The sequence below is a fragment of the Gordonia caeni genome, assembly GCF_039537105.1.
GTDB classification, from domain to species: Bacteria; Actinomycetota; Actinomycetes; order Mycobacteriales; family Mycobacteriaceae; genus Gordonia; species Gordonia caeni.
Window position 1 is genome coordinate 18,045 of the sequence record NZ_BAAAZW010000015.1, and the last position, 20,781, is coordinate 38,825.

A 20,781-nucleotide genomic window follows, 5' to 3' on the forward strand; every position below is an offset into this window, starting at 1 on the left:
CACTCAGTCCACGAGGTCGGGATGGTGACGCGCGGCGACATCGGGGTGCGCGCGCAGCCGGGCCTTGAGCATGTTCTCGCCGAACGTCCCCGAGATCACGTTGTCCGGATCGTCGGTGACACCGGGGGCCTGGGCGGCCAGATCCGCCGGAAGCTCGATGCGCGGCATCGTCGACGACAGCGCGGGATTGAAGAAGAACGGCACCGACAGCCGCTCGGTCCCCTCCGGGGGTGACTGCACGCGGTGCAGAGTCGCCTTCAGATAGCCGTCGGTGGCGTACTCCATCAGCTCGCCGATGTTCACCACGAAGGCATCCTCGACCGGGGGCACGTCGATCCAGTCGTCGCCGTGGGCCACCTGCAGACCGCCCTTGCCGGGCTCCACCAGCAGGAGCGTCAGCACGCCCGGATCCTTATGCGCACCCACGCCCTGCCGGGCGGCCGCGTCGTCGTCCTGGCCGGGGTACCGCACCAGTTTCAGCAGGGTCGACGGCCGGTCGGCGAAGGCGGCGTCGAAGAGGTCCGCGGGCGCGCCGAGGCTGAGAGCCCACTCCCGCATCAGTTCCAGCCCCAAGGCGCTGCAGCGACCCTGCCAGTCCTGAATCACCCCGCGGAAGTCGGGCAGGGACAGCGGCCACAGGTTGGGTCCGTCGAGCCGCAGATAGGGCGGCTCGTCGCCGAGCGAAGGATACTCGGCGGCCAGGTCGATCTGCTCGCGCCAATCGACGGCGCCCTGCGTGTACTCGCCGCCGAACCGCGTGTAGCCGCGGAACTGCGGACTGGCCAGCATTTCGACGCTGAACTTGTGAGTGTCGGGCAGCGCGAAGAAGTCGCGCGCGGTGTCGAAGAGCCGGTCGCGGATCGAGCGATCGATGCCGTGTCCGGTCAGGAAGAAGAAGCCGAACTCGTGGGTGGCGCGGCGCAGGGCCGTGCGGAACTCGGTGCGGGCGTCGTCGTCACCGCTGAGCAGTGACATGTCCACGATCGGCAGCCCGGTGGGCGGCTGAGGCATGGCGTCGTTCCTTCCGTCTCGGCGGCCACGGCCTACCGGGGCATCTCACCCGCCGCGGCTCGCTTTCTGGCTCACCTTGTGAGGGTCACCCTATGCGGCTCACCGCAGGAAGACCGAAGCCGCCTCGGCGAGGTCGAGCAGGGGCTGCGGAAAGAAGCCGAGGAACACGGTGACTGCGGCGCAGACCGCGATCGGCACGGTGGTGAGCGCACTGGGGGTGAGCACGGCCGGCGCGGTCTCCGGTGCCGGGGCGAAGAACATCGACACGATCACCCGCACGTAGAAGTAGGCGGCCACCGCGCTGCAGAGCACGCCCACGATCACCAGCGCCCACGCACCCTGCTCGCCGGCGGCGGCGAAGACGACGAACTTGCCGATGAAGCCGCTGGTGAGTGGGATCCCGGCGAAGGACAGCAGGAACATCGACATCAGCAGACCGACGAGCGGCCGCCGCCGGCCCAGCCCGGCCCAGGCGCTCAGCGCCGACTCCTCGCGGCCGCGGTCGTCACGCACCACCGACAGCAGCGCGAAACCGCCGAAGGCGGCGAAGGCGTACGCGGCGACGTAGAACAGAGTGCTCGCGGTGCCGGCGGCGGTGAGGGTGATCGCGCCGGTCAGCGCGAAGCCGACGTGGCTCACCGACGAGTACGCCAGCATGCGTTTGATGTCGCGCTGGGTCACCGCCATCAGGGTGGCGATCACCATGGTGGCGATGGTCACCACCCATAGCGCGGGGCGCCAGTCGGGCTCCAGTCCGGGGAAGGCCACGTGCAGCACCCGCAGCAGCGCCCCGAAGGCGGCGACTTTGGTGGCCGACGCCATCAGCGCGGTGACCGGGGTCGGGGCGCCCTGGTAGACGTCGGGCACCCACGAACCGAAGGGCACCGCCCCCACCTTGAACAGCAGTCCCACCACCACCAGCACCACGGCGATCAGGGCCAGGGTGCGGTCGGCGGAGCCGTCGGCGATCGACCGCCCGATCACCTGCAGCGACAGCGATCCGGTGGCGCCGTAGGCGAAGGCCGCACCGAACAGGAAGATCGCGGACGCGAACGCCCCGAGCAGGAAGTACTTGAGGGACGCCTCCTGCGACAGCAACCGGCGGCGCCGCGCCAGCCCGCACAGCAGGTACAGCGGCAGCGACAGCACCTCCAGGGCGATGAACATGGTGAGCAGGTCGCCGCTGGCGCCGAAGAGCATCATGCCGCCCACCGCGAACAGGGTCAGCGGGAACACCTCGGTGGTGATCGCGTGGGCGCGCGCGGCGATCAGCTCGTCGGGGGAGCCGGGCACGGTGGCCGCCGACGGCGCGAAGGCATCGGCGGGCAGATCGCGGTCCGCGTCGCCGCCACCGCCGCCCGCGGCGATCTGGGTGCCTGCGGCGGTCTGCACCTGCACCGGCGCCCAGACCCGGTCGAGCCGGCGCTCACCCATGAAGGCCACCGCGGCCAGCGAGACCAGCAGCACCGTGCCCTGCAGGAACAGCCCGGGACCGTCCACGATCACCGCACCGGACATGGTCTCGCCTCCGGTGGCGCCGTCGGCACACGCCACCGCGATCAGCATCGCGGTGGCGGCGGCCAGCGAGCCCAGGGCCAGCGTCAGCTGCAGGCGATGTCGCCGGCGGGCGTTGGCCGCCGCGGCACCGGGACCGGCCGTGCCCGGGACGATCGCCAGCACCGCTTCGGCGAGCACACTGAGCACCGCCGCCCCGAAGACGATCAGCATCGGCGACAGCGCGAAATAGTCGATCGACGGGGCCTGTACGGCCAGGACGGCGGTGCTCATCGTTCACCTCCGGTGACGGCCGCGGGCGGATCCACCTGGCCGATGGTGGTCATCGTGAACTGCACCGCCGGGTCGATGAAGTCCAGGATCAGGCCGGGGAAGAAGCCCAGCACCACCAGCGCCACCAGCAGTGGGGCGACGACCACCTTCTGCCGCACGGTCAGATCGCGGATCGGCCCGGGTTCGCGGACCGGGCCGCCGAACATGCGCTGGTAGGTCCACAGGATGTAGAGCGCGGACAGTACGAGGGCGCAGGCGGCCAGGATCGCGGCGGCCGGATAGCGCACATAGGTGCCGATCAGCACTAGGAACTCGCTGATGAACGGGGCCAGCCCGGGCAGCGACAGCGTTGCCAGCCCGGCCACCAGGAAGGTGCCGGCGAGTACCGGCGCCACCTTCTGCACGCCGCCGTAGTCGGCGATCAGGCGGCTGCCGCGCTGGGTCACCAGGAAACCGGCGATCAGGAACAGTGCCGCGGTGGAGATGCCGTGGTTCACCATGTACAGCGTCGAACCGCTCTGGCCCTGGCTGGTCAGCGCGAAGATGCCGAGCACGATGAATCCGAAGTGCGAGATAGACGTGTACGCGATCAGCCGCATCACGTCGGTCTGGCCGATCGCCAGGATCGCACCGTACAGGATCGAGACCACCGCCAGCGCCGAGATCAGCGGGGCGAAGGTGGCCGAGGACTCCGGGAACAGACCGACGCAGAACCGCAGCATGGCGAAGGTGCCGACCTTGTCCATCACCGCCATCATCATCACCGCGCCGGCCGGGGTCGCCGAGACCGCGGCATCGGGCAGCCAGCTGTGCAGCGGCCACAGCGGCGCCTTCACCGCGAACGCGAACAGGAACCCCAGGAACAACAGGTTCACCGTGGTCGAGGACGCGTCCAGACCGTCGCCGGCGGCCAGGGCGCTGATCGCGGTGAACGAGAACGTGCCGTCGCCGCTGCGCGCGGTCACCACGTACAGGCCGATCACCGCGGCCAGCATGATCAGGCCGCCGAACAGGTTGTACAGCAGGAAGCGCACCGCCGCGCGCGACCGGAAGGCATCGGAGATGCCGCCGTTCGGGGTGTTCCCGAATCCGCCGATCAGGAAGTACATCGGGATCAGCATGGCCTCGAACACCAGGTAGAACAGCAGCACGTCGGTGGCGACGAAGCTGATCAGCACCATCGATTCGATCGCCAGAAGCAGGGCCACGTAGGCCCCCGGGCCGCGCCGGGCGGCCGAAGCGTCGGCGTCGCGCCAGCCGGCGAGCAGCAGCAGCGGCGTCAGGCACGCCGTCAGCAGGATCAGCGCCAGACCGATCCCGTCGAGAGCCAGCGAGTACCGCGCGCCGATCGCGGGGATCCAGCTGACGTCCTCGGTCATCTGGAAGCGGCCGCCGCCCGGGGTGAAGCGCACGGCGACGATGATCGCCCACACCGCGGTGACGGCGGCGGCGCCCAATCCCAACTGTTTGGCCAGCACCGACCGCTGCGCGGGCAGCAGGAGAACCACCACCGAGGCCACGGCCGGGAGCAGCCAGAGCACGGTGAGCCATGGGAGCGTCATAGGGCGCTCACCACCCAGGTCACCACGGCGATCACCAGCGTGCCGACCACGATCGACGCCGCATACGACCGCACGTAGCCGGTCTGCAGTCCGCGGGTGAGGCGCGACAGCGCGCTCATGCCCGCGCCGATCTCGTCGGGCAGCCGCGCCATGCCGTCGTCTTCCACCGCGACCACGGTGCGCGTGAGCAGCCGTCCGGGTCGCTCGAAGACGGTTTCGTTGAAACCGTCGCCGTAGAGGTCCCGGCGGGCAGCCGCGGTCAGCGCACCGACCCGGGTGGGCGCGGAGACCGGAACGGGCGCCCGGCCGTACTGGCGCCAGGCGATCGCCACTCCGGCCAGGACCACCACCAGCACGATGGCGGTGACCAGGGCGACCGGCAGCGGACCCTCATGATGCCCGGGATCACCGACGACGGGAGCGAGCCAGTCCTGCAGGGTGCCGCCGAGAGCCAGGGCACCGCCCACTCCCAGCGACCCCACGGCCAGGCCGATCATCGGCCAGGTCATCGACCGCGGCGACTCGTGCGGGCGCGACTCGGGATCGACCCACCGGCGCTCACCGAAGAAGGTCATCGCCATCACGCGGGTCATGTAGTAGGCGGTGAGCCCGGCGCCGAGCACCGTGACCGAGAACAACACGGGACCGCGGACCCCGCCGGCGCCGAGCGCGGCCTCGATGATCCCGTCCTTGGAGAAGAACCCGGAGAACGGGGGGATCCCGATCAGGGCGAGATACCCGACGCCGAAGGTGACGAAGGTGATCGGCATCAGCCGGGCCAGGCCGCCGTACCGACGCATGTCGGTCTCGTCGTTCATGGCGTGCATCACCGAGCCGGCGCCCAGGAACAGGCCGGCCTTGAAGAAGCCGTGAGCGACCAGGTGCAGGATGGCCAGCGCGTACCCGGCCGGGCCGAGTCCGGCGGCCAGCACCATGTAGCCGATCTGGCTCATCGTGGAGGCGGCGAGCGCCTTCTTGATGTCGTCCTTGGCGCAGCCGATGATGGCACCGAACAGCAGGGTCACCGCGCCCACCACCAGGACCGCCGTCTGCGCGTGCGGGGCCAGGTCGTACAGCGGCGCGGACCGGGTGATCAGGTAGACGCCCGCGGTCACCATGGTGGCCGCGTGGATCAGCGCCGACACCGGTGTCGGGCCTTCCATGGCGTCCAGCAGCCAGGCCTGCAGCGGCACCTGCGCGGACTTGGCGCAGGCGGCCAACAGCAACAGCAGGCAGATCCAGGTGACGGTCTGCTCACCGGCGGCCCCGGCCCCGGCGAAGACGGCGTCGAAGCCCACCGAGCCGAAGGCCGAGAACATCAGCATCAGGGCGATGACGAAGCCGAAGTCGCCGACCCGGTTGATCACGAAGGCCTTCTTGGCCGCGGTGGCCGCCGACGGCTTGTGCTGCCAGAAGCCGATCAGCAGGTACGACGCCAGGCCCACGCCTTCCCAGCCGAGGTACATGACGAGGTAGCCGTCGGCCAGGACCAGCACCAGCATCGCCGCCAGGAACAGGTCGAGATAGGCGAAGAAGCGGCGGCGGTGCGGGTCGTGCGCCATGTAGCCGATCGAATAGATCGCGATCGCCGTGCCCACGACGGTGATCAGCAGGACGAAGCACATCGACAGCTGGTCCAGGTGCAGGGCGGCGTCGACGTGGAAGTCGCCGGCGGTGATCGCCCGCCAGCCGACCGACGTCACCGCGCGCTGCTCGTCGGGGCGGCCGATCATCGCGATCCAGCTCGCCACGGCCACCACTGCGGCCGCCCCCGCCAGCCCGGTCGCCAGGAGGTGACCCCACCGGTCGGTGCGGCGGCCGCCGAGCAGCAGGATCACTGCGCCCAGCGCAGGCAGACCCGGCAGGCACCACAGCAGCCCGGCCCACGGTCCGGTCGTCATCGGCTCACCGCCTCAGCAGATCGGCGTCGTCGACCGAGGCCGACCGGCGGACACGGAAGATGGTCATGATGATCGCCAGCCCCACCACCACCTCGGCGGCGGCCACCACCATGGTGAAGAAGGCGATCACCTGCCCGTCCAGGGAAGAATGCATGCGCGCGAAGGTGACGAAGGCCAGGTTCGCGGCGTTGAGCATCAGTTCCACACACATGAACACCACCAGCGCGTTGCGCCGCAACAGCACCCCGGAGGCGCCGATGGCGAACAGGACCGCCGACAGGTAGAGGTAGTTCGCCGGGTTCATCGACCGCCTTCCAGCTCGTCGGTGCCGGGCAGCTCCCGCGGGTTGAGCATCGCGTTGACCGACGCCCGCGACGGCCGCCCGTCGGGTTCGAGGGCCGGTACGTCGGCGGCGTTGTGCCGGGCGAACACGCCCGGGGGCGGCAGTGGGGTGACGTGCCCGCCACGGGCGAAACGTTCCACCGACAGCTCGCGCTGCCCCCGTTTGGGACCGAACCGCTGGCGGTGTGCCAGCACCATCGCCCCGAGGGTCGCGGTGATGAGCAGGGCGCCGGTCAGCTCGAAGGCCCACAGGTAGTCGACGAAGATCAGTTCGGCCAGTGCCCGGATGTTCGCGTTGCCGCCGCCGGGGGCGGTGCCGCCGGAGAAGTCCGGTGCGCCCCGGAAGGGAGCGAGGGTGGCGGTGCCGATCGCGGCCACCAGCAGCACTGCGAAGCCGAGTCCCAGCCCGGCACCCAGATAGCGCTGCCCGCGGATGGTCTCCACCAGCGACTCCGACGAGTCCACGCCGATCAGCATCAGCACGAACAGGAACAGCATCATCACCGCGCCGGTGTAGACCACCACCTGCACCACCCCCAGGAACAGCGCTCCCTGCAGGATGTAGAAGACGGCCAGGATGATCATCGTCATCGCCAGGAAGACCGCCGAATAGACGGCTTTCGGGCTCAGCACCACGCCGAGCGCACCGATCACCACGATCACCGCGAGCACCCAGAAGGTGACGGCTTCACCGGTGCCGGTGCGGGTGAACTCCTCGGCCAGCAGCGTGGTCATTCGGCGTCCTCATCGGGCCGCGTGGCGTCGGTGCGCGGCTTCTCTGGACGCATCCCGTCGGGGCCGATGTCGCCGCGGTAATAGTTCTCCGGCCGCGATCCGGGGGCCATCGGGTGCGGCGGCGCGGTCATCTCGTCGTCGAGCGGGGCCAGGAGCTGGTCCTTCTCGTAGATCAGTCCGGCGCGGGTGGGGCCGGTCATCTCGTAGTCGTCGGTCATGGTCAGCGCACGGGTGGGGCAGGCCTCGATGCACAGGCCGCAGCCGATGCAGCGCAGATAGTTGATCTGGTAGACGCGGCCGTACCGCTCTCCCGGCGAGAACCGCTCCTCCTCGGTGTTGTCGGCGCCCTCCACCAGGATCGCGTCGGCGGGGCAGGCCCAGGCGCACAGTTCACAGCCGATGCACTTCTCCAGCCCGTCGTCGTACCGGTTGAGCTGGTGCCGGCCGTGATAGCGCGCGGCGGTGGGCTCCTTCTGTTCGGGATACTCCTCGGTGACCGGCCGGCGGAACATCGACGAGAAGGTCAGCGCGAAACCGGCGGTGGGGTCGGGCAGATCAGGCATCGGCGCTCTCCTTGAGGGATCGGTCGGGCAGCACCTGTCCGGGCAGCGGGGGCACCGGGAAGCCGCCGGCCATCGGATCGAACGGGGCGGCCGGGTCGGGTGGCAGCGGCGTCGGCGCCGGGCGGGCGCCGACCACTCGGCCGATCGCCCAGAGCAGCACCGCGGTGACCACCAGTCCGGCGGCGGCCAGGATCAGGGCCGCGGCCCACGACGTCAGGCCGCGGGTGGCTTCGACGATCACGGCCACCACCATCACCCAGGCCAGGGCGAACGGGATCAGCACCTTCCAGCCGAGCTTCATGAACTGGTCGTAGCGCAGCCGCGGAAGCGTGGTCCGCAGCCAGATGAAGACGAACAGGAAGCACCACATCTTGATGACGAACCACAGCAGTGGCCACCAGCCGGAGTTGGCTCCGCTGATCTGGCTGATCGGCCACGGAGCCTGCCAGCCACCGAGGAACAGGGTGGTGGCCAGCGCGGCGACGGTCGCCATGTTGATGTACTCGGCCAGCATGAACATGGCGAACTTGAGCGACGAGTACTCGGTGTGGAATCCGCCGACCAGTTCGCCCTCGGCCTCGGGCAGATCGAAGGGGGCGCGGTTGGTCTCGCCGACCATCGAGATCGCGTAGATCACGAACGACGGCAGCAGCACCAGCAGGTACCAGTGCCCCTGCTGCCCGGCGACGATGCCCGAGGTGGACATGGTGGCCGAGAGCAGGAAGACGGCGGCGAAGGTCAGCCCCATCGCGATCTCGTACGAGATCACCTGGGCCGTCGACCGCAGACCGCCGAGAAGGGGATAGGTGGAGCCCGAGGACCAGCCGGCGATGACGATGCCGTAGACGCCGATCGAGGTGACGGCCAGGATGTAGAGCACCGCGACCGGCAGGTCGGTCAGCTGCAGCGGCGTGTGATGGCCGAAGACCGAGACCTCCGGCCCCATCGGGATCACCGCGAACGCCATGATCGCCGGCACCACCGCGATGATGGGGGCGAGCACGTAGAGCACCTTGTCCACGCCGATCGGGGTCAAACCCTCCTTCAGCGCCAGCTTCACCCCGTCGGCCAGGCTCTGCAGGGCACCGTGCCAGCCGACCCGGTTGGGGCCGATGCGGCGCTGCATACGCGCCATGATCTTGCGTTCGGCCAGAATCGCCACCAGCACCGTCACCACCAGGAAGGCGAAGATCGCGATCGCCTTGGCCAGCATCAGCCACCACGGATCGCGGCCGAAGTCGGCGAGGGTGGGGAACTGTCCCTGGGCGGTGGTCATCGGCCGCTCCGCACGGTCACGACGTCGCCGGGACGAGCGGCGAGCCTGCGGTGCAGCCCGGCGCCCGGAGCGTTCATCGGCACCCACACCACGCCCGCGGGCATCGGGGTGATGGCCAGCGGCAGCGTCAGCTCACCGCGCGGCGACGCGACGGTGACGGGGTCGCCGTCGGCGGCACCCAGGGCATCGGCGGTGGCCCGGGAGAGCCGGGCGACGGGCGCGCGCGCCGTTCCGGCCAGATACGGTTCGCCGTCCTGCAGGCGTCCCGCATCCAGCAGCATCCGCCACGAGGAGAGCACCAGCGGGGTCCCGGTGTCCCCGGCCTCGAGGGGGATCGGGTCGGGCGGTGGGGACGGAGGCACGGCCTCGGCGTCGAAGGCGGTGCGCGGACCGTCCCAGGGGCCGATCGCGGTGAACTCGCGGTGGATGGCCGCGCCGCTGTCGCAGTTCAGGTCGACGTCCAGTTCGGCGGCCAGAGCATGCAGGACGCGGTGGTCGGTCAGCGGGAGCGTGCGCCGGGTCGGGTCGCCGAGCGCGGCGCCGAACTGCCGGGGCCGACCCTCCCAATCCACGAAGGTGCCGGCCTTCTCGGCGACGGCGGCCACCGGTAACACCACGTCGGCGAATCCGGCGACCGCGCCGGGCCGCTGTTCCAGACTCACCACGAAGGCGCTCTCCAGGGCGCGGGCCGCGGCGGCCGGATCGGGCAGATCATCCACGTCGACGGCGCCGGTGACGGCCGCCTCCAGGGTGCCGTCGCCGAGGGCCGCGAGGATGGCGGCGGTGTCGCGGCCGGGTGTCTCGGGAGGCAGTACTCCCCACACGGCGGCGATCTCGCGGCGGGCCCGCGCCGAGTCCACCGGGCGCCCGGCCGGCAGCAGGCCCGGGGCCGCGCCGACGTCGAGGGCGCCGCGTTCCCCGGCCCGGCGCGGCACCCACGCCAGGCGGGCGCCGGTCGCCGCGGCCGCGCGGGCTGCCGCCGACAGCGCACCCGGGGCACCGGCCAGCCGCTCGCCGGTCAGCAGCACCGCGCCCGGCTCGCGCAGCAGCTCCTCGCCGGCGGCGCCGTCGAGCACGGCGGCCTCGCCGCCCGGCACGCACTCCAACAGGGTCGCGGACGTCTTGGCCGAACCCGGGCTCAGCCACGGGGCGATCACTGCCACCCGCATTCCCCGGCGCCGCACGGCTTTCCGCAGCCGCAGGAACAGGATGGGGCACTCCTCCTCCGGTTCCAGACCGGCCAACACCACCACCGGCGCCTGCTCGAGCGCCGCATAGGTGAGCCCGATTCCGGTCCCGGCGACGTGCGCGGCCAGGAAGGCCGTCTCTTCGGCCGTCTCTTCGCGAATCCGGGCGTCGACGTCGTTGGTGCCCAACACGGCGCGGGCGAACTTGCCGTAGGCGTAGGCGTCCTCGACGGTCGCGCGACCTCCCGCCAGCACCGCGGCGCGCGATCCGGCGGCGCGCAGGCCCCGGGCGGCCACCGCCAGCGCCTCCGGCCACGAGGCCGGCCGCAACTCGCCGGCGGGCGCGCGCACCAGCGGCGTGGTGAGCCGGTCGGCGGCCTGCGCGTAGGTGAACGCCCAGCGGCCCTTGTCGCAGTTCCACTCCTCGTTGACCTCGGGGTCGTCGCCGGCCAGCCGCCGCAACACGGTGCCGTTGCGGTGGTCGGTGCGCTGGGCGCAGCCGGCCGAGCAGTGCTCGCAGACGCTCGGCGACGAGATCAGGTCGAACGGCCGGGCGCGGAAGCGGTAGGCGGCGCCGGTGAGCGCGCCGACCGGGCAGATCTGGACGGTGTTCCCGGAGAAGTACGACTCGAAGGGCTCGTCCGCGTAGGCGCTGACCTGCTGCAGGGCACCGCGTTCGGTCAGCTCGATCAGCGGGTCCCCGGCGATCTCGGTGGAGAAGCGGGTGCAGCGCGCGCACAGCACGCAGCGTTCGCGGTCGAGCAGTACCTCCGACGACAGCGGCACCGGTTTGGTGAAGGTCCGCTTGGTCCCGGAGAACCGCGACTGCGGCCGGCCGCCGGACATCGCCTGATTCTGCAACGGGCATTCGCCGCCCTTGTCGCAGGTGGGGCAGTCCAGCGGGTGGTTGATCAGCAGCAATTCCAGCACGCCGCTCTGCGCGCGAGCCGCCTCGGCCGAGGTGTGCTGAGTGCGCACCACCATGCCCTCGGCGACCGGGATCGTGCACGAGGCCATCGGTTTGCGCTGCCCGGAGATCTCCACCAGGCACTGCCGGCAGGCGCCGGCCGGGGACAGCAGCGGATGGTCGCAGAAGCGGGGGATGTCGACGCCGATCAGTTCGGCGGCGCGGATCACCAGCGTGCCCTCGGGCACGCGGACCTCGACGTCGTCGATGGTCAGGGTGACCAGATCGTCGGGGAGCACCGTGTCCGGCACCTCCGGGTCGGCGGCGGTCATCGGTCACCTCCGTGCTCTCGCTCGGCGAAGACGGTGGCGCGAGACGGATCGAACGGGCAGCCGCCCGGATGGCCGTCACCGGGGAAGTGCGCCAGGTACTCGTCGCGGAAGTACTCGAGCGAACTCATGATGGGACTGCCTGCCGCGTCGCCGAGGGCGCAGAACGACTTGCCGACGACGCTCTCGGTGATGTCGGTGAGCGTCTGCAGATCGTCTTCGGTGGCGTCGCCGGACTCCATTCGCCGCATCAACTGCCGCAGCCAGTAGGTGCCCTCACGGCACGGGGTGCACTTTCCGCACGACTCATGGGCGTAGAACTCGGTCCAGCGGGCCACGGCGCGCACCACGCAGGTGGTCTCGTCGAAGATCTGCAGCGCCTTGGTGCCCAGCATGGAACCGGCCTCGGCCACGCCCTCGTAGTCCAGCGGCACGTCCAGGTGCTCGGCGGTCAGGATCGGGGTGGACGAGCCGCCCGGCGTCCAGAACTTGAGGGTGTGCCCGGCGCGGACGCCGCCGGCGCGGTCGAGGAGCTCGCGCAGGGTGATGCCCAGCGGCGCCTCGTACTGCCCGGGCCGGGCGACGTGCCCGGACAGCGAGTACAGGGTGAAACCGGGGGAGCGTTCGGTGCCCATCGACCGGAACCAGTCGGTGCCGTTGCGCAGGATCGACGGCACGCTGGCGATGGATTCGACGTTGTTCACCACCGTCGGGCGCGCGTACAGGCCGGCCACCGCGGGGAACGGCGGCCGCAGCCGGGGCTGTCCGCGGCGTCCCTCCAGCGAATCGAGCAGGGCCGTCTCCTCCCCGCAGATGTAGGCGCCCGCGCCGGCGTGGATCACCAGTTCCAGGTTCAGGCCCGACCCCAGGATGTTGCGGCCCAGCAGCCCGGCGTCGTAGGCCTCGGCGACCGCGTCGCGCAGGCGGCGGACCACCGAGGCCACCTCGCCGCGCACATAGACGAAGGCGTGCTCGGCGCCGATCGCATGGGCGGCGATGATCACGCCCTCGATCAGCAGGTGCGGCGTCGCGAGCATCAGGGGGATGTCCTTGCACGTGCCCGGCTCGGATTCGTCGGCGTTGACCACCAGGTAGTGGGGAGTGGTGCCGGGGCCCTGCGGAATGAACGACCACTTGGTTCCCACCGGGAAACCCGCGCCGCCGCGGCCGCGCAGTCCCGAAGTCTTCACCAGTTCGATCACCTCGGCCGGCGGCAGGCGCAGGGCGGCCTTGAGGCCCTGATAGCCCCGATGGCTCAAGTAGCTCGCCAGCGTCCACGACTGCGGCTCGGACCACCACCGGCTCAGCACCGGCGGCTCGGCCGGTTCCGGTGGCCCGGCGGGCAGATCGACGGTGATCACGGCCGGTCTCCGTCCTCGGATTCGGGCGCCCCGGCCAGCAGCCGCGACACCTGCCGGAAGCTGCACAGCGTCGCCGCGCCGCGGCTCGGCCGTACCGGTGTGCCCGCACGCAGGTCGTCCACCAGTCGCCGCGCCGACTCGGGGGTCTGGTCGTCGAAGAACTCCCAGTTGACCATCACCACCGGCGCGAAGTCGCAGGCGGCGTTGCATTCCACGGCGGTGAGTGTGACCGCGCCGTCGTCGGTGGTCTGACCTGGAGCGATCCCGAGCCGGTCGGTCAGCTCGGCCAGGATCGCGTCGCCGCCCATCACCGCACACAGTGTGGTGGTGCAGACGCCGACCAGGTGCTCGCCGGTCGGTTCGCGCCGGTACATGGAGTAGAAGGTGGCGACCGAGGCGACCTGCGCCGCCGTCAGCTCCAGTTGCCGTGCGCAGAAGCCGATGCCGGCGCGCGTCAGATAGCCGTCGCGGGCCTGCACCAGATGCAGCAGCGGCAGCAGGGCCGAACCGGCCTGCGGGTAGCGCGCGATGATCGGGGCGGCGTCGGCGGCCAGAGCGTCGTAGTCGTCGGACGGATAGTCGGCGGGCCCGCCGAACTCGACCGGCGGGTGCGCCTGCCCGGTGGAGAACGGCGCCGGCGGGGCACCGCCGTCCACCGTCAGTTCCAGGAAGACCGGTTCGTTCATCGGTCGACACCTCCCATGACCGGATCGATGCTCGCGACGGCGGTGATCACGTCGGCCACCAGACCGCCCTCGCACATGGCGGCCACCGCCTGCAGATTGGTGAACGACGGATCGCGGAAGTGCACCCGATACGGCCGGGTGCCGCCGTCGGAGACCACGTGGACCCCGAGTTCGCCGCGCGGGGACTCCACCGCCACGTAGCACTGTCCGGCGGGCACCCGCAGCCCCTCGGTGACCAGCTTGAAGTGGTGGATCAGCGACTCCATGGACACGCCCATGATCTCGGCGATGTGCTCGGGGGAGTTGCCGAGTCCGTCGGGTCCCACCACCAGATCGGCCGGCCACGCGAGTTTGCGGTCGGACACCGTCACCGGGCCCGGCTCCAGCGCGTACAGGCACTGCCGCGCGATCTTGATGGACTCGTGCATCTCGCGCACACGGATCAGGTACCGCCCGTAAGAGTCGCAGGCGCTGTCGGTCACCACGTCGAAGTCGTAGTTCTCGTAGCCGCAGTAGGGGGCGGACTTGCGCAGGTCCTGCGGCAGCCCCGTCGACCGCAGCACCGGACCGGTGATGCCCAGCGCCATGCAGCCGGTCAGATCCAGGTAGCCGATGCCTTCGGTGCGGGCCTTCCAGATGGGATTGTGGGTGAGGAGCGCCTCCACCTCGTCGATCTGCGCGGGCAGGGCGTCGAGCACCGCCGCGATCTTGCCCACGGTGCCGTCGGGCAGATCGGCGGCGATCCCGCCCGGCCGGATGAAGGCGTGGTTCATCCGCAGGCCGGTGATGTCCTCGAACAGATCGAGGATCGTCTCGCGGGCGCCGAAGCCGAGGAACATCGGTGTCACCGCGCCCAGTTCCATGCCGCCGGTGGCCAGCGCGACCAGGTGCGAGCTGATCCGATTGAGCTCCATCAGCAGGACCCGGATCACGCTGGCGCGCGGGGGGATGTCGTCGGTGATGCCGAGCAGCTTCTCCACCGCCAGGCAGTAGGCGGTCTCGTTGAAGAACGGCGACAGATAGTCCATCCGGGTCACGAAGGAGACGGCCTGGGTCCAGGTGCGGAATTCCAGATTCTTCTCGATTCCGGTGTGCAGATAGCCGATCCCGCAACGGGTCTCGGTGACGGTCTCGCCTTCGATCTCCAGGATCAAGCGCAGCACCCCGTGGGTGGACGGGTGCTGAGGCCCCATGTTGACGATGATGCGTTCGTCGGCCGAACCGCGCCCGGCCAGTGCCGAGGTCAGCTCGTCCCAGTCGTTGCCGCTGACGGTGAAGGTCTGCTCGGTCATCGGTACGACCTCCGCTGATCCGGCGGCGGCACCGTGGCGCCCTTGTACTCCACCGGGATTCCGCCGAGGGGATAGTCCTTGCGCTGCGGGTGGCCCTCCCAGTCGTCGGGCATCTCGATCCGGGTGAGCGACGGGTGGCCCTCGAAGACGATGCCGAAGAAGTCGAAGGTCTCGCGCTCGTGCCAGTCGTTGGTGGGGTACACGCCGGTCAGGCTCGGTATCCGCGGATCGGCGTCCGGGGCGGTGGTCTCCAGGCGCAGCAGGCGGTTGTGGGTGATCGACCGCAGCGGGTACACGGCGTGCAGTTCCCGGCCGTGCTCGTCGGGGTAGTGCACGCCGTTGACGCCGAGGCAGAGTTCGAAGCGCAGGGCCGGCTCGTCGCGCAGGGTGGCGGCCACCGGCACCAGGTGGGTCCGGGCGATCGACAGGGTCAGCTCGCCGCGATCGATCACAACCTTCTCCACGGCCGCATCCGGGTCGACGCCGCGCGCCCGCAGACCGGCGGCGAGTGCGTCGGCCACCTCGTCGAACCAGCCGCCGTACGGGCGCTCGGCGGCGCCGGGAAGCGTGATCGGTGCCACCAGGCCGCCGAAACCGGAGGTGTCGCCGGACCCGGACGGGCCGAACAGTCCGCGGGCCACGCCGATCACCTCGCGGTCGTCGCCGCTGCCGGCGGGAAACAGCTCACCCGTCATCGCAGCAGACCCTTGAGTTCGAGGGTGGTCGGCGCCGACAGGGCGGCCCGTTCGGCGGCGCGCACCGCCTCTTCGCGGTGAACACCGAGCGGCTCGGCGGCGATCTGCTCGTGAAGCGCGAGGATCGCGTTCAGCAGCATCTCGGGGCGGGGCGGGCAGCCGGGCAGGTAGATGTCCACCGGGACCACGTGGTCGACGCCCTGCACGATCGCGTAGTTGTTGAACATGCCGCCCGAGGAGGCGCAGACCCCCATGGCGAGCACCCACTTGGGTTCGGCCATCTGGTCGTAGATCTGCCGCAGTACCGGAGCCATCTTCTGGCTCACCCGGCCGGCGACGATCATCAGGTCGGCCTGCCGCGGCGAGGCGCGGAAGGCCTCCATCCCGAACCGGGCGAGGTCGTAGCGGCCGGAAGTGGTCGCCATCATCTCGATGGCGCAGCACGCCAGACCGAAGGTGGCCGGCCACAGCGATCCCTTGCGCATGTATCCGGCGAGTTTCTCGACGGTGCTCAGCAGGAATCCTGCGGGCAACTGTTCTTCGATCCCCATGTCGGCGACCTCCTTCTCCTCACTCGATCGGTGGGCTGTTCTGATCGGTCAGAGTCACGCGGCACTCAGTCCCAGCTCAGCCCTCCGCGGCGCCACTCGTAGGCGTAGGCCACCGAGACGTTGACGATGAACAGGGCGACGGCGATCAGACCGAACCAGCCGAGACTGTCCGAGGCGACCGCCCACGGGTAGAGGAAGACGATCTCGATGTCGAAGATGATGAAGAGCATGGCGGTGAGGTAGTACTTCACCGGAAAACGCTGGACCAGCCCGGCCGTGGGCGGCAGCGGCTCGATCCCGCATTCGTAGGCCTCGAGCTTGGCCCGGTTGTGCCGCCGCGGCCCGACCGCCGACGCGATCACCACCGAGACCACGGCGAAGGCGAGAGCGACGGCACCAAGGACCAGGATCGGTGCGTAAGCGTTCATGCTCGCCTCCGTCCTCCTTGCGCCGCAACTGAATTGGCTGGTGGGTGCGATCAGGTCGAGGTGTGTGACCTACACCTCACCCTAGTCACGGACGGCGGACGGGTGGGGGAATACCGCTATTGCCGCCGGGCGCGTCGGCGCAGGAGCGCCGTGACCTCGCGGGGGAGGCCGAGGGGGTCCACCGGCAGCGGTGCGCTCGCGTCGGCGCGCGACCAGTCGGCCAGCCAGCGATCGGCGCTGCGTGCGATCAGCACCAGCAGCGGCGGACACGGCTCGTACTCGTCCCGGATCTGCTTGGCCAGGCCCATTCCGCCGACCGGAGCGGCCTCGCCGTCCAGTATCGCCAGGTCCACCGTTCCGGTGTCGAACTCGCGGAGCACCACGGCCGCGGTGGCCACCTCGACGCATTCCAGGTCGGGCAGGTCCGGGTGCAGACGGGCGGCGGTGCGTTCCCCGGGGACCGCACCGAGCGCCTGGAGCACCTGGGCGCGGGTGCCCGAATCGTCGGAGTAGACCAGTATGCGTGCGACGACGCGATCGTCGCCGGCACCGGGAGAACCGTTGGGCTGGTTCATGTCTATCGACACTACGTCCCGGTACCGGGCGCCGGGCGCTTTCTCCGACGGCCGTGGCCCGGCGCGGGTGGCCTACCCTGGTGGCACGGTCGGCGCCGGGCTGCCCGGTGAGGAGGAAACCGATGACGGCGGTGCTGCGCACTCTGGAGCGGGCGGATCTGCCCTTCGTGCACCGGCTGTTCAACGACCCCGAGGTGACCCGGTACTGGTTCGTGGAGCCGACGCACTCGCTGGCGGCCATGGAAGACCAGTTCGGCCGCCGCCTGCACGACACCAGCGAACGGCGGTTCGTCATCGACGACGCCGGGCGACGCTGCGGGATCGTCGAACTGGTCGACATCGATCTGAGGCACCGCAACTGCGAGTTCCAGATCATCGTCGCGCCCGACTGTCAGGGCAACGGCTACGCCGGGGCGGCGACGCGCGACGCCCTGCGGTACGCCTTCGCCGTCCTGAATCTGCACAAAGTGCATCTCCTGGTGGACAACACCAATGCCGCCGCGATCCACGTGTATCAGAAGGCGGGCTTCGTCAACGAGGGCGTGTTGCGCGAGGAGTACTTCGCCGACGGCACCTACCAGGACGTCACGCGGATGGCGATCTTCCAGCGGGACTATCTGTCGACTCCTTGAGGGCCTCCAGCGCCCGGCGCGCCTCCTCCAGTTCCCGGCTCAGTTCCTCCACCCGGCGCTGCGCGGCATCGCGGGCGGCCGACAGCACCGCGGACACCGCGTCGACGGTGGCCTCGTCGCCGAGTTCCCGCACGGCCGCGTCGACGGCCTCCGGGGTCACCGGCCGGGACCGCTGCGGTTTGCGGGCGCCCCGGGTGAGCGCCACCGACCACTGATTGTCGGGCGACCCGTAGAGGGTCACCGTCAGCGACGTGGCCGCACCGCGCCGCGCCCTGGCGGGCGTCTTGGCAGCGGGAGTCTTGGCGGCCGGTGTCTGGGGGTCGGGTGTCTGGGCGGCAGGGGGAGTCCGGACGGGCGTCTTGGCCGGCGGCGGGGACGCCTTCGCAGAAGTTCTCACCGCGGTCTTCGCGGCCGTCTTGCGCGGTGCGGCTGCCTTCGCGGGGGCTGGTGCGGGCTGCGGGTTCTTGGTCATCCGGAGCTCGTCGGCCTCGTAGGGAAGTTCGTCGTCGACGCCGCGGGGCCGCACCACCACGGTGGTGCCGTCCACCGACACCACCCGTGCCGAGCTGCCCGGCGCCAGACCCAGGCTCGAGGTGCCCTCCCGCAGATAGACGGTGGCGCGCTTGCCGTCGGCGACGGCGGCCGTGAGCTTCGCGAGGTCGTCGGGGGTCAGGGTGGCGTCGGTGGCCGAGCGGCGGCGCGGAGGCATGGGCGGCCCTTTCGGGGTAGGCGGCGTTCGCTGCCTCCAGTTTCCCACATCGTGCCGACATCGACCCGAACTGGTGTGCGAAACGTGTCCGGCGGGTCAGAGTTCGCCGACCAGGGCGGCCAGATCGTCTTCGCCGCGCGCCAGCAGTGCCTCGCGGACCCGATCGGCGGAGCTGTCGTCGGGCAGGCCGACCGCCGCGGCCAGTACGGTCAGGACCCCGTCGTCCGGGGACTCCGGCGCCCCGACCGCGGCCAGCAGTGCCTGCGCCGGCCCCGTCGAGCCGGACCGGACCGGTTCGACGTCGAAGCCGCCGCCGTCGGTGAACACGAAGAAGGCTTCGGCCGGTTCGTCGAGCGCGTGGTCGGTGAAGAAGCGGCGGGTGCTGCCCAGGCTCGGCTGCAGCGCCGACCACGACACGAGCTGCTCCCCGGCGGGCGAGTCGAGGTGGCGGACGTCGCCGTAGTCCAGGTCCAGCGCCGTCGCGAGGGCGACCGGCAGCGGTGATCCGCTGCCGCGCAGGTGTTCGGCGTTGACGGTGAACCGGAGCTTCCAGGCATCGCCGATCCGGTACAGGTGCCGCGTCTGGGCCGGTGACTTGCGCGACTGCGGGGCGTTTCCGGTGCGGGTGACGACGCCGTCGTCGGTGCGGTAGGGCGGTGCCGCGGCATACGCGATCACACTGGCCGGTTTCACGTCGAAGGCCGACGACAGTTCGTCCACCAGCCGGTCCAGCGGTGCGCTGCCGCCGGACTCGTCGAGCAGGTCGCCGATGGCGGCGCGGATGGTGGCGTACTCGCGGCCGCCCCAGGCGCGCAGGCCCCAGTGGGTGCGGCTGACCCGCTGGAAGCGGTCGTCGCCGGTCATCTGATTCACCATGGAGCGGGCGGACCGCTCGACGTGGAAGCTGCCGACCAGCTCTTCCGGCGTCATCGGGGTGCCGTGGATGGACAGCACCGCGGCGGCGTAGTCCTCGATGGTGGTGGTCGCGATCAGGATCTGCCCGCGGTAGGTGACGTACCCCAGCGATGCGGCCCAGCGGGCGCCCCAGTCCGGGCTCTCGCCGGGCAGGCGCGCGGTGTTGATCTCGGCGACCCGTTCCGGGGACAGCACCCCGAACTCGTCAGCGCGGTCGCGGAGGTGTTTCTCGGTGGCTTCGCGGGCGGAGTCCAAAGTGGGAGCCGCGGCCCAGTCGCCGTCGACCTCGAAGGGCACACCGATCCCCACCAGTACCCGCCAGAGGGGACGGCGGACCGCTTCGACCTCGTCGCCGAACACCGGCAGCGCGGACAGGACGTCGGCGAGGGGCCGCACCGTGGAGATCACCCGGACCGCCGAGGCGACGACGAACTGGGCTTCGCCGCTGCCTTGCACCCACTCGTACAGCTCGTCCAGGGCGCGAGCCTCGTACTGGCGCACCCGTTCGCGGGAGACGCCGAACCGTTCGCCGATCGCTTCGAGTCGGGTGCGGGTGTCGGTGAGCCGCCGTTCGAAGAACACCTCCAAGTCCCGCTCGGCCAGGGCGTCCATTCGGGCGCTGAGCTGTTCGGCCACCCCCATCTGGGTGGCCGCGGCCACGGCCGGACTCTGCGCGGTGATCGACGACAGCCGATGGTGCGCCTCGCGCACCGCCTGCGGCGCGAACTCGGGCACCGGGTCCATCAGCGGGGTGTCGTCGTCGCCGGCGGCGGCGCGCCAGCGGGCGATGGTCTCCAGGTCGCGCACCAGGTCGGCGACGGCGCGCTGGCGCCCGCCGGACCCGTCCCCGGTATACGCGTCGGCCTCGACCGACAGCGCCGCCAGCCGGCTCAGCAGCGGCAGCACCGATCCCATGCCCATGCCGCGGTGGCCGAGGATGCCGGCGGTGGTGACGTCGCCGATCCGGTCGGTGGTGAAGGTGGACGACTGCAGAAGCCAGTTGGCCGCGCGGGTGGGCAGTTCCGGATCGGGGATCAGGTCGACGCCGCCGGGCAGCAGGGGGAGCAGCTCACCGAGTGGCACGGTGGACTGGGTCTCCACCATCAACACCGCGATCAGGTCGCAGTGGGCGTGCACCACCTCCGGGTCGGCGTCGGCGGGATCGTCGTCGATCCAGAAGAACTCGGGATCGGTGCGCAGGTCCTCGAGCCAGGGGGCGACGTCGCACCAGGTCTCCACGAGCCGCGCGCCGGGTGCCGCGGGGTGCTCCGTGGAGTGGGGCGGGTCCGTGCTCATACCCGCTAGTGTTGCGCACCGATCCGGTCAGGGGACGGAT

At 70.7% G+C, this 20,781-nt stretch carries 17 protein-coding genes and 1 pseudogene; 1 reads left to right on the top strand and 17 read right to left on the bottom strand.

Going from position 1 to position 20,781, the window contains the following annotated elements; genetic code table 11:
* Positions 1 to 3 precede the first annotated feature (3 nt).
* From ABD732_RS17960 to ABD732_RS18030, 15 genes and pseudogenes are all read right to left on the bottom strand, one after another.
* Positions 4 to 1,011, bottom strand: coding sequence for an isopenicillin N synthase family dioxygenase (locus tag ABD732_RS17960; RefSeq protein WP_344786061.1), 1,008 nt, complete (start codon positions 1,009 to 1,011; stop codon positions 4 to 6).
* Positions 1,012 to 1,110: 99 nt separating this feature from the next.
* Complete coding sequence (gene nuoN, locus ABD732_RS17965; RefSeq protein WP_344786063.1) at positions 1,111 to 2,799, bottom strand: NADH-quinone oxidoreductase subunit NuoN; 1,689 nt, start codon at positions 2,797 to 2,799, stop codon at positions 1,111 to 1,113.
* Positions 2,796 to 4,361, bottom strand: a complete 1,566-nt coding sequence (locus ABD732_RS17970) for an NADH-quinone oxidoreductase subunit M (protein WP_344786065.1) — start codon at positions 4,359 to 4,361, stop codon at positions 2,796 to 2,798. The genes nuoN and ABD732_RS17970 overlap by 4 nt, the downstream gene beginning before the upstream one ends.
* Positions 4,358 to 6,262 carry an NADH-quinone oxidoreductase subunit L gene (gene nuoL / locus ABD732_RS17975; protein ID WP_344786067.1) on the bottom strand — a complete coding sequence of 635 codons (1,905 nt, stop codon included), beginning with the start codon at positions 6,260 to 6,262 and terminating at the stop codon, positions 4,358 to 4,360. The genes ABD732_RS17970 and nuoL overlap by 4 nt, the downstream gene beginning before the upstream one ends.
* Before the next feature lie 4 nt (positions 6,263 to 6,266).
* Positions 6,267 to 6,566, bottom strand: a complete 300-nt coding sequence (nuoK, locus tag ABD732_RS17980) for an NADH-quinone oxidoreductase subunit NuoK (protein ID WP_344786069.1) — start codon at positions 6,564 to 6,566, stop codon at positions 6,267 to 6,269.
* Complete coding sequence (locus ABD732_RS17985) at positions 6,563 to 7,339, bottom strand: NADH-quinone oxidoreductase subunit J (RefSeq protein WP_344786071.1); 777 nt, start codon at positions 7,337 to 7,339, stop codon at positions 6,563 to 6,565. Before ABD732_RS17985 ends, nuoK begins: the two co-directional genes overlap by 4 nt.
* Positions 7,336 to 7,902 (bottom strand): NADH-quinone oxidoreductase subunit NuoI, encoded by a 567-nt coding sequence (gene nuoI / locus ABD732_RS17990; RefSeq protein WP_344786073.1) that lies wholly within the window; start codon positions 7,900 to 7,902, stop codon positions 7,336 to 7,338. Before nuoI ends, ABD732_RS17985 begins: the two co-directional genes overlap by 4 nt.
* Positions 7,895 to 9,178, bottom strand: coding sequence for an NADH-quinone oxidoreductase subunit NuoH (nuoH, locus tag ABD732_RS17995; protein WP_344786075.1), 1,284 nt, complete (start codon positions 9,176 to 9,178; stop codon positions 7,895 to 7,897). The genes nuoI and nuoH overlap by 8 nt, the downstream gene beginning before the upstream one ends.
* Positions 9,175 to 11,604 carry an NADH-quinone oxidoreductase subunit G gene (locus tag ABD732_RS18000; protein WP_344786077.1) on the bottom strand — a complete coding sequence of 810 codons (2,430 nt, stop codon included), beginning with the start codon at positions 11,602 to 11,604 and terminating at the stop codon, positions 9,175 to 9,177. Before ABD732_RS18000 ends, nuoH begins: the two co-directional genes overlap by 4 nt.
* Positions 11,601 to 13,648: pseudogene (gene nuoF / locus ABD732_RS18005) on the bottom strand (NADH-quinone oxidoreductase subunit NuoF). Before nuoF ends, ABD732_RS18000 begins: the two are co-directional and overlap by 4 nt.
* Positions 13,645 to 14,940 (bottom strand): NADH dehydrogenase (quinone) subunit D, encoded by a 1,296-nt coding sequence (gene nuoD / locus ABD732_RS18010; RefSeq protein WP_344786079.1) that lies wholly within the window; start codon positions 14,938 to 14,940, stop codon positions 13,645 to 13,647. The pseudogene nuoF and the gene nuoD overlap by 4 nt, the downstream one beginning before the upstream one ends.
* On the bottom strand, positions 14,937 to 15,635 hold the full coding sequence (locus tag ABD732_RS18015; protein WP_344786081.1) for an NADH-quinone oxidoreductase subunit C: 699 nt from the start codon (positions 15,633 to 15,635) through the stop codon (positions 14,937 to 14,939). The genes nuoD and ABD732_RS18015 overlap by 4 nt, the downstream gene beginning before the upstream one ends.
* Entirely contained in the window at positions 15,632 to 16,186 is a 555-nt protein-coding gene (locus tag ABD732_RS18020; protein ID WP_344786083.1) for a NuoB/complex I 20 kDa subunit family protein, read from the bottom strand. Before ABD732_RS18020 ends, ABD732_RS18015 begins: the two co-directional genes overlap by 4 nt.
* Before the next feature lie 65 nt (positions 16,187 to 16,251).
* Entirely contained in the window at positions 16,252 to 16,614 is a 363-nt protein-coding gene (locus tag ABD732_RS18025) for an NADH-quinone oxidoreductase subunit A (RefSeq protein ID WP_344786085.1), read from the bottom strand.
* A 116-nt stretch (positions 16,615 to 16,730) separates the two neighbouring features.
* Positions 16,731 to 17,189, bottom strand: a complete 459-nt coding sequence (locus ABD732_RS18030; RefSeq protein ID WP_344786087.1) for a hypothetical protein — start codon at positions 17,187 to 17,189, stop codon at positions 16,731 to 16,733.
* 122 nt (positions 17,190 to 17,311) lie between these two features.
* Here ABD732_RS18030 and ABD732_RS18035 point away from each other — a divergent pair, with 122 nt between their 5' ends.
* The gene (locus tag ABD732_RS18035) at positions 17,312 to 17,821 is read left to right on the top strand and encodes a GNAT family N-acetyltransferase (protein ID WP_344786089.1); all 510 of its coding nucleotides are present in this window, start codon (positions 17,312 to 17,314) and stop codon (positions 17,819 to 17,821) included.
* Here the strand turns inward: ABD732_RS18035 and ABD732_RS18040 are convergent.
* Complete coding sequence (locus ABD732_RS18040) at positions 17,775 to 18,530, bottom strand: DUF6319 family protein (protein ID WP_344786091.1); 756 nt, start codon at positions 18,528 to 18,530, stop codon at positions 17,775 to 17,777. The genes ABD732_RS18035 and ABD732_RS18040 overlap by 47 nt on opposite strands.
* A 96-nt stretch (positions 18,531 to 18,626) precedes the next feature.
* On the bottom strand, positions 18,627 to 20,741 hold the full coding sequence (locus ABD732_RS18045; RefSeq protein WP_344786093.1) for a sigma factor-like helix-turn-helix DNA-binding protein: 2,115 nt from the start codon (positions 20,739 to 20,741) through the stop codon (positions 18,627 to 18,629).
* Positions 20,742 to 20,781 lie beyond the last annotated feature (40 nt).

Bases quoted from the DNA above. Each gene is read 5' to 3' on its own strand.
- ABD732_RS17970 (WP_344786065.1), bottom strand. From the start codon at position 4,361: ATGACGCTCCCATGGCTCACCGTGCTCTGGCTGCTCCCGGCCGTGGCC.
- ABD732_RS17960 (WP_344786061.1), bottom strand. From the start codon at position 1,011: ATGCCTCAGCCGCCCACCGGGCTGCCGATCGTGGACATGTCACTGCTC.
- nuoI (WP_344786073.1), bottom strand. From the start codon at position 7,902: ATGCCTGATCTGCCCGACCCCACCGCCGGTTTCGCGCTGACCTTCTCG.
- nuoH (WP_344786075.1), bottom strand. From the start codon at position 9,178: ATGACCACCGCCCAGGGACAGTTCCCCACCCTCGCCGACTTCGGCCGC.
- ABD732_RS18035 (WP_344786089.1), top strand. From the start codon at position 17,312: ATGACGGCGGTGCTGCGCACTCTGGAGCGGGCGGATCTGCCCTTCGTG.
- nuoD (WP_344786079.1), bottom strand. From the start codon at position 14,940: ATGACCGAGCAGACCTTCACCGTCAGCGGCAACGACTGGGACGAGCTG.
- ABD732_RS18015 (WP_344786081.1), bottom strand. From the start codon at position 15,635: ATGACGGGTGAGCTGTTTCCCGCCGGCAGCGGCGACGACCGCGAGGTG.
- nuoN (WP_344786063.1), bottom strand. From the start codon at position 2,799: ATGAGCACCGCCGTCCTGGCCGTACAGGCCCCGTCGATCGACTATTTC.
- ABD732_RS18020 (WP_344786083.1), bottom strand. From the start codon at position 16,186: ATGGGGATCGAAGAACAGTTGCCCGCAGGATTCCTGCTGAGCACCGTC.
- ABD732_RS18030 (WP_344786087.1), bottom strand. From the start codon at position 17,189: ATGAACCAGCCCAACGGTTCTCCCGGTGCCGGCGACGATCGCGTCGTC.
- ABD732_RS18025 (WP_344786085.1), bottom strand. From the start codon at position 16,614: ATGAACGCTTACGCACCGATCCTGGTCCTTGGTGCCGTCGCTCTCGCC.
- ABD732_RS18045 (WP_344786093.1), bottom strand. From the start codon at position 20,741: ATGAGCACGGACCCGCCCCACTCCACGGAGCACCCCGCGGCACCCGGC.
- ABD732_RS18000 (WP_344786077.1), bottom strand. From the start codon at position 11,604: ATGACCGCCGCCGACCCGGAGGTGCCGGACACGGTGCTCCCCGACGAT.
- ABD732_RS17985 (WP_344786071.1), bottom strand. From the start codon at position 7,339: ATGACCACGCTGCTGGCCGAGGAGTTCACCCGCACCGGCACCGGTGAA.
- ABD732_RS18040 (WP_344786091.1), bottom strand. From the start codon at position 18,530: ATGCCTCCGCGCCGCCGCTCGGCCACCGACGCCACCCTGACCCCCGAC.
- nuoK (WP_344786069.1), bottom strand. From the start codon at position 6,566: ATGAACCCGGCGAACTACCTCTACCTGTCGGCGGTCCTGTTCGCCATC.
- nuoL (WP_344786067.1), bottom strand. From the start codon at position 6,262: ATGACGACCGGACCGTGGGCCGGGCTGCTGTGGTGCCTGCCGGGTCTG.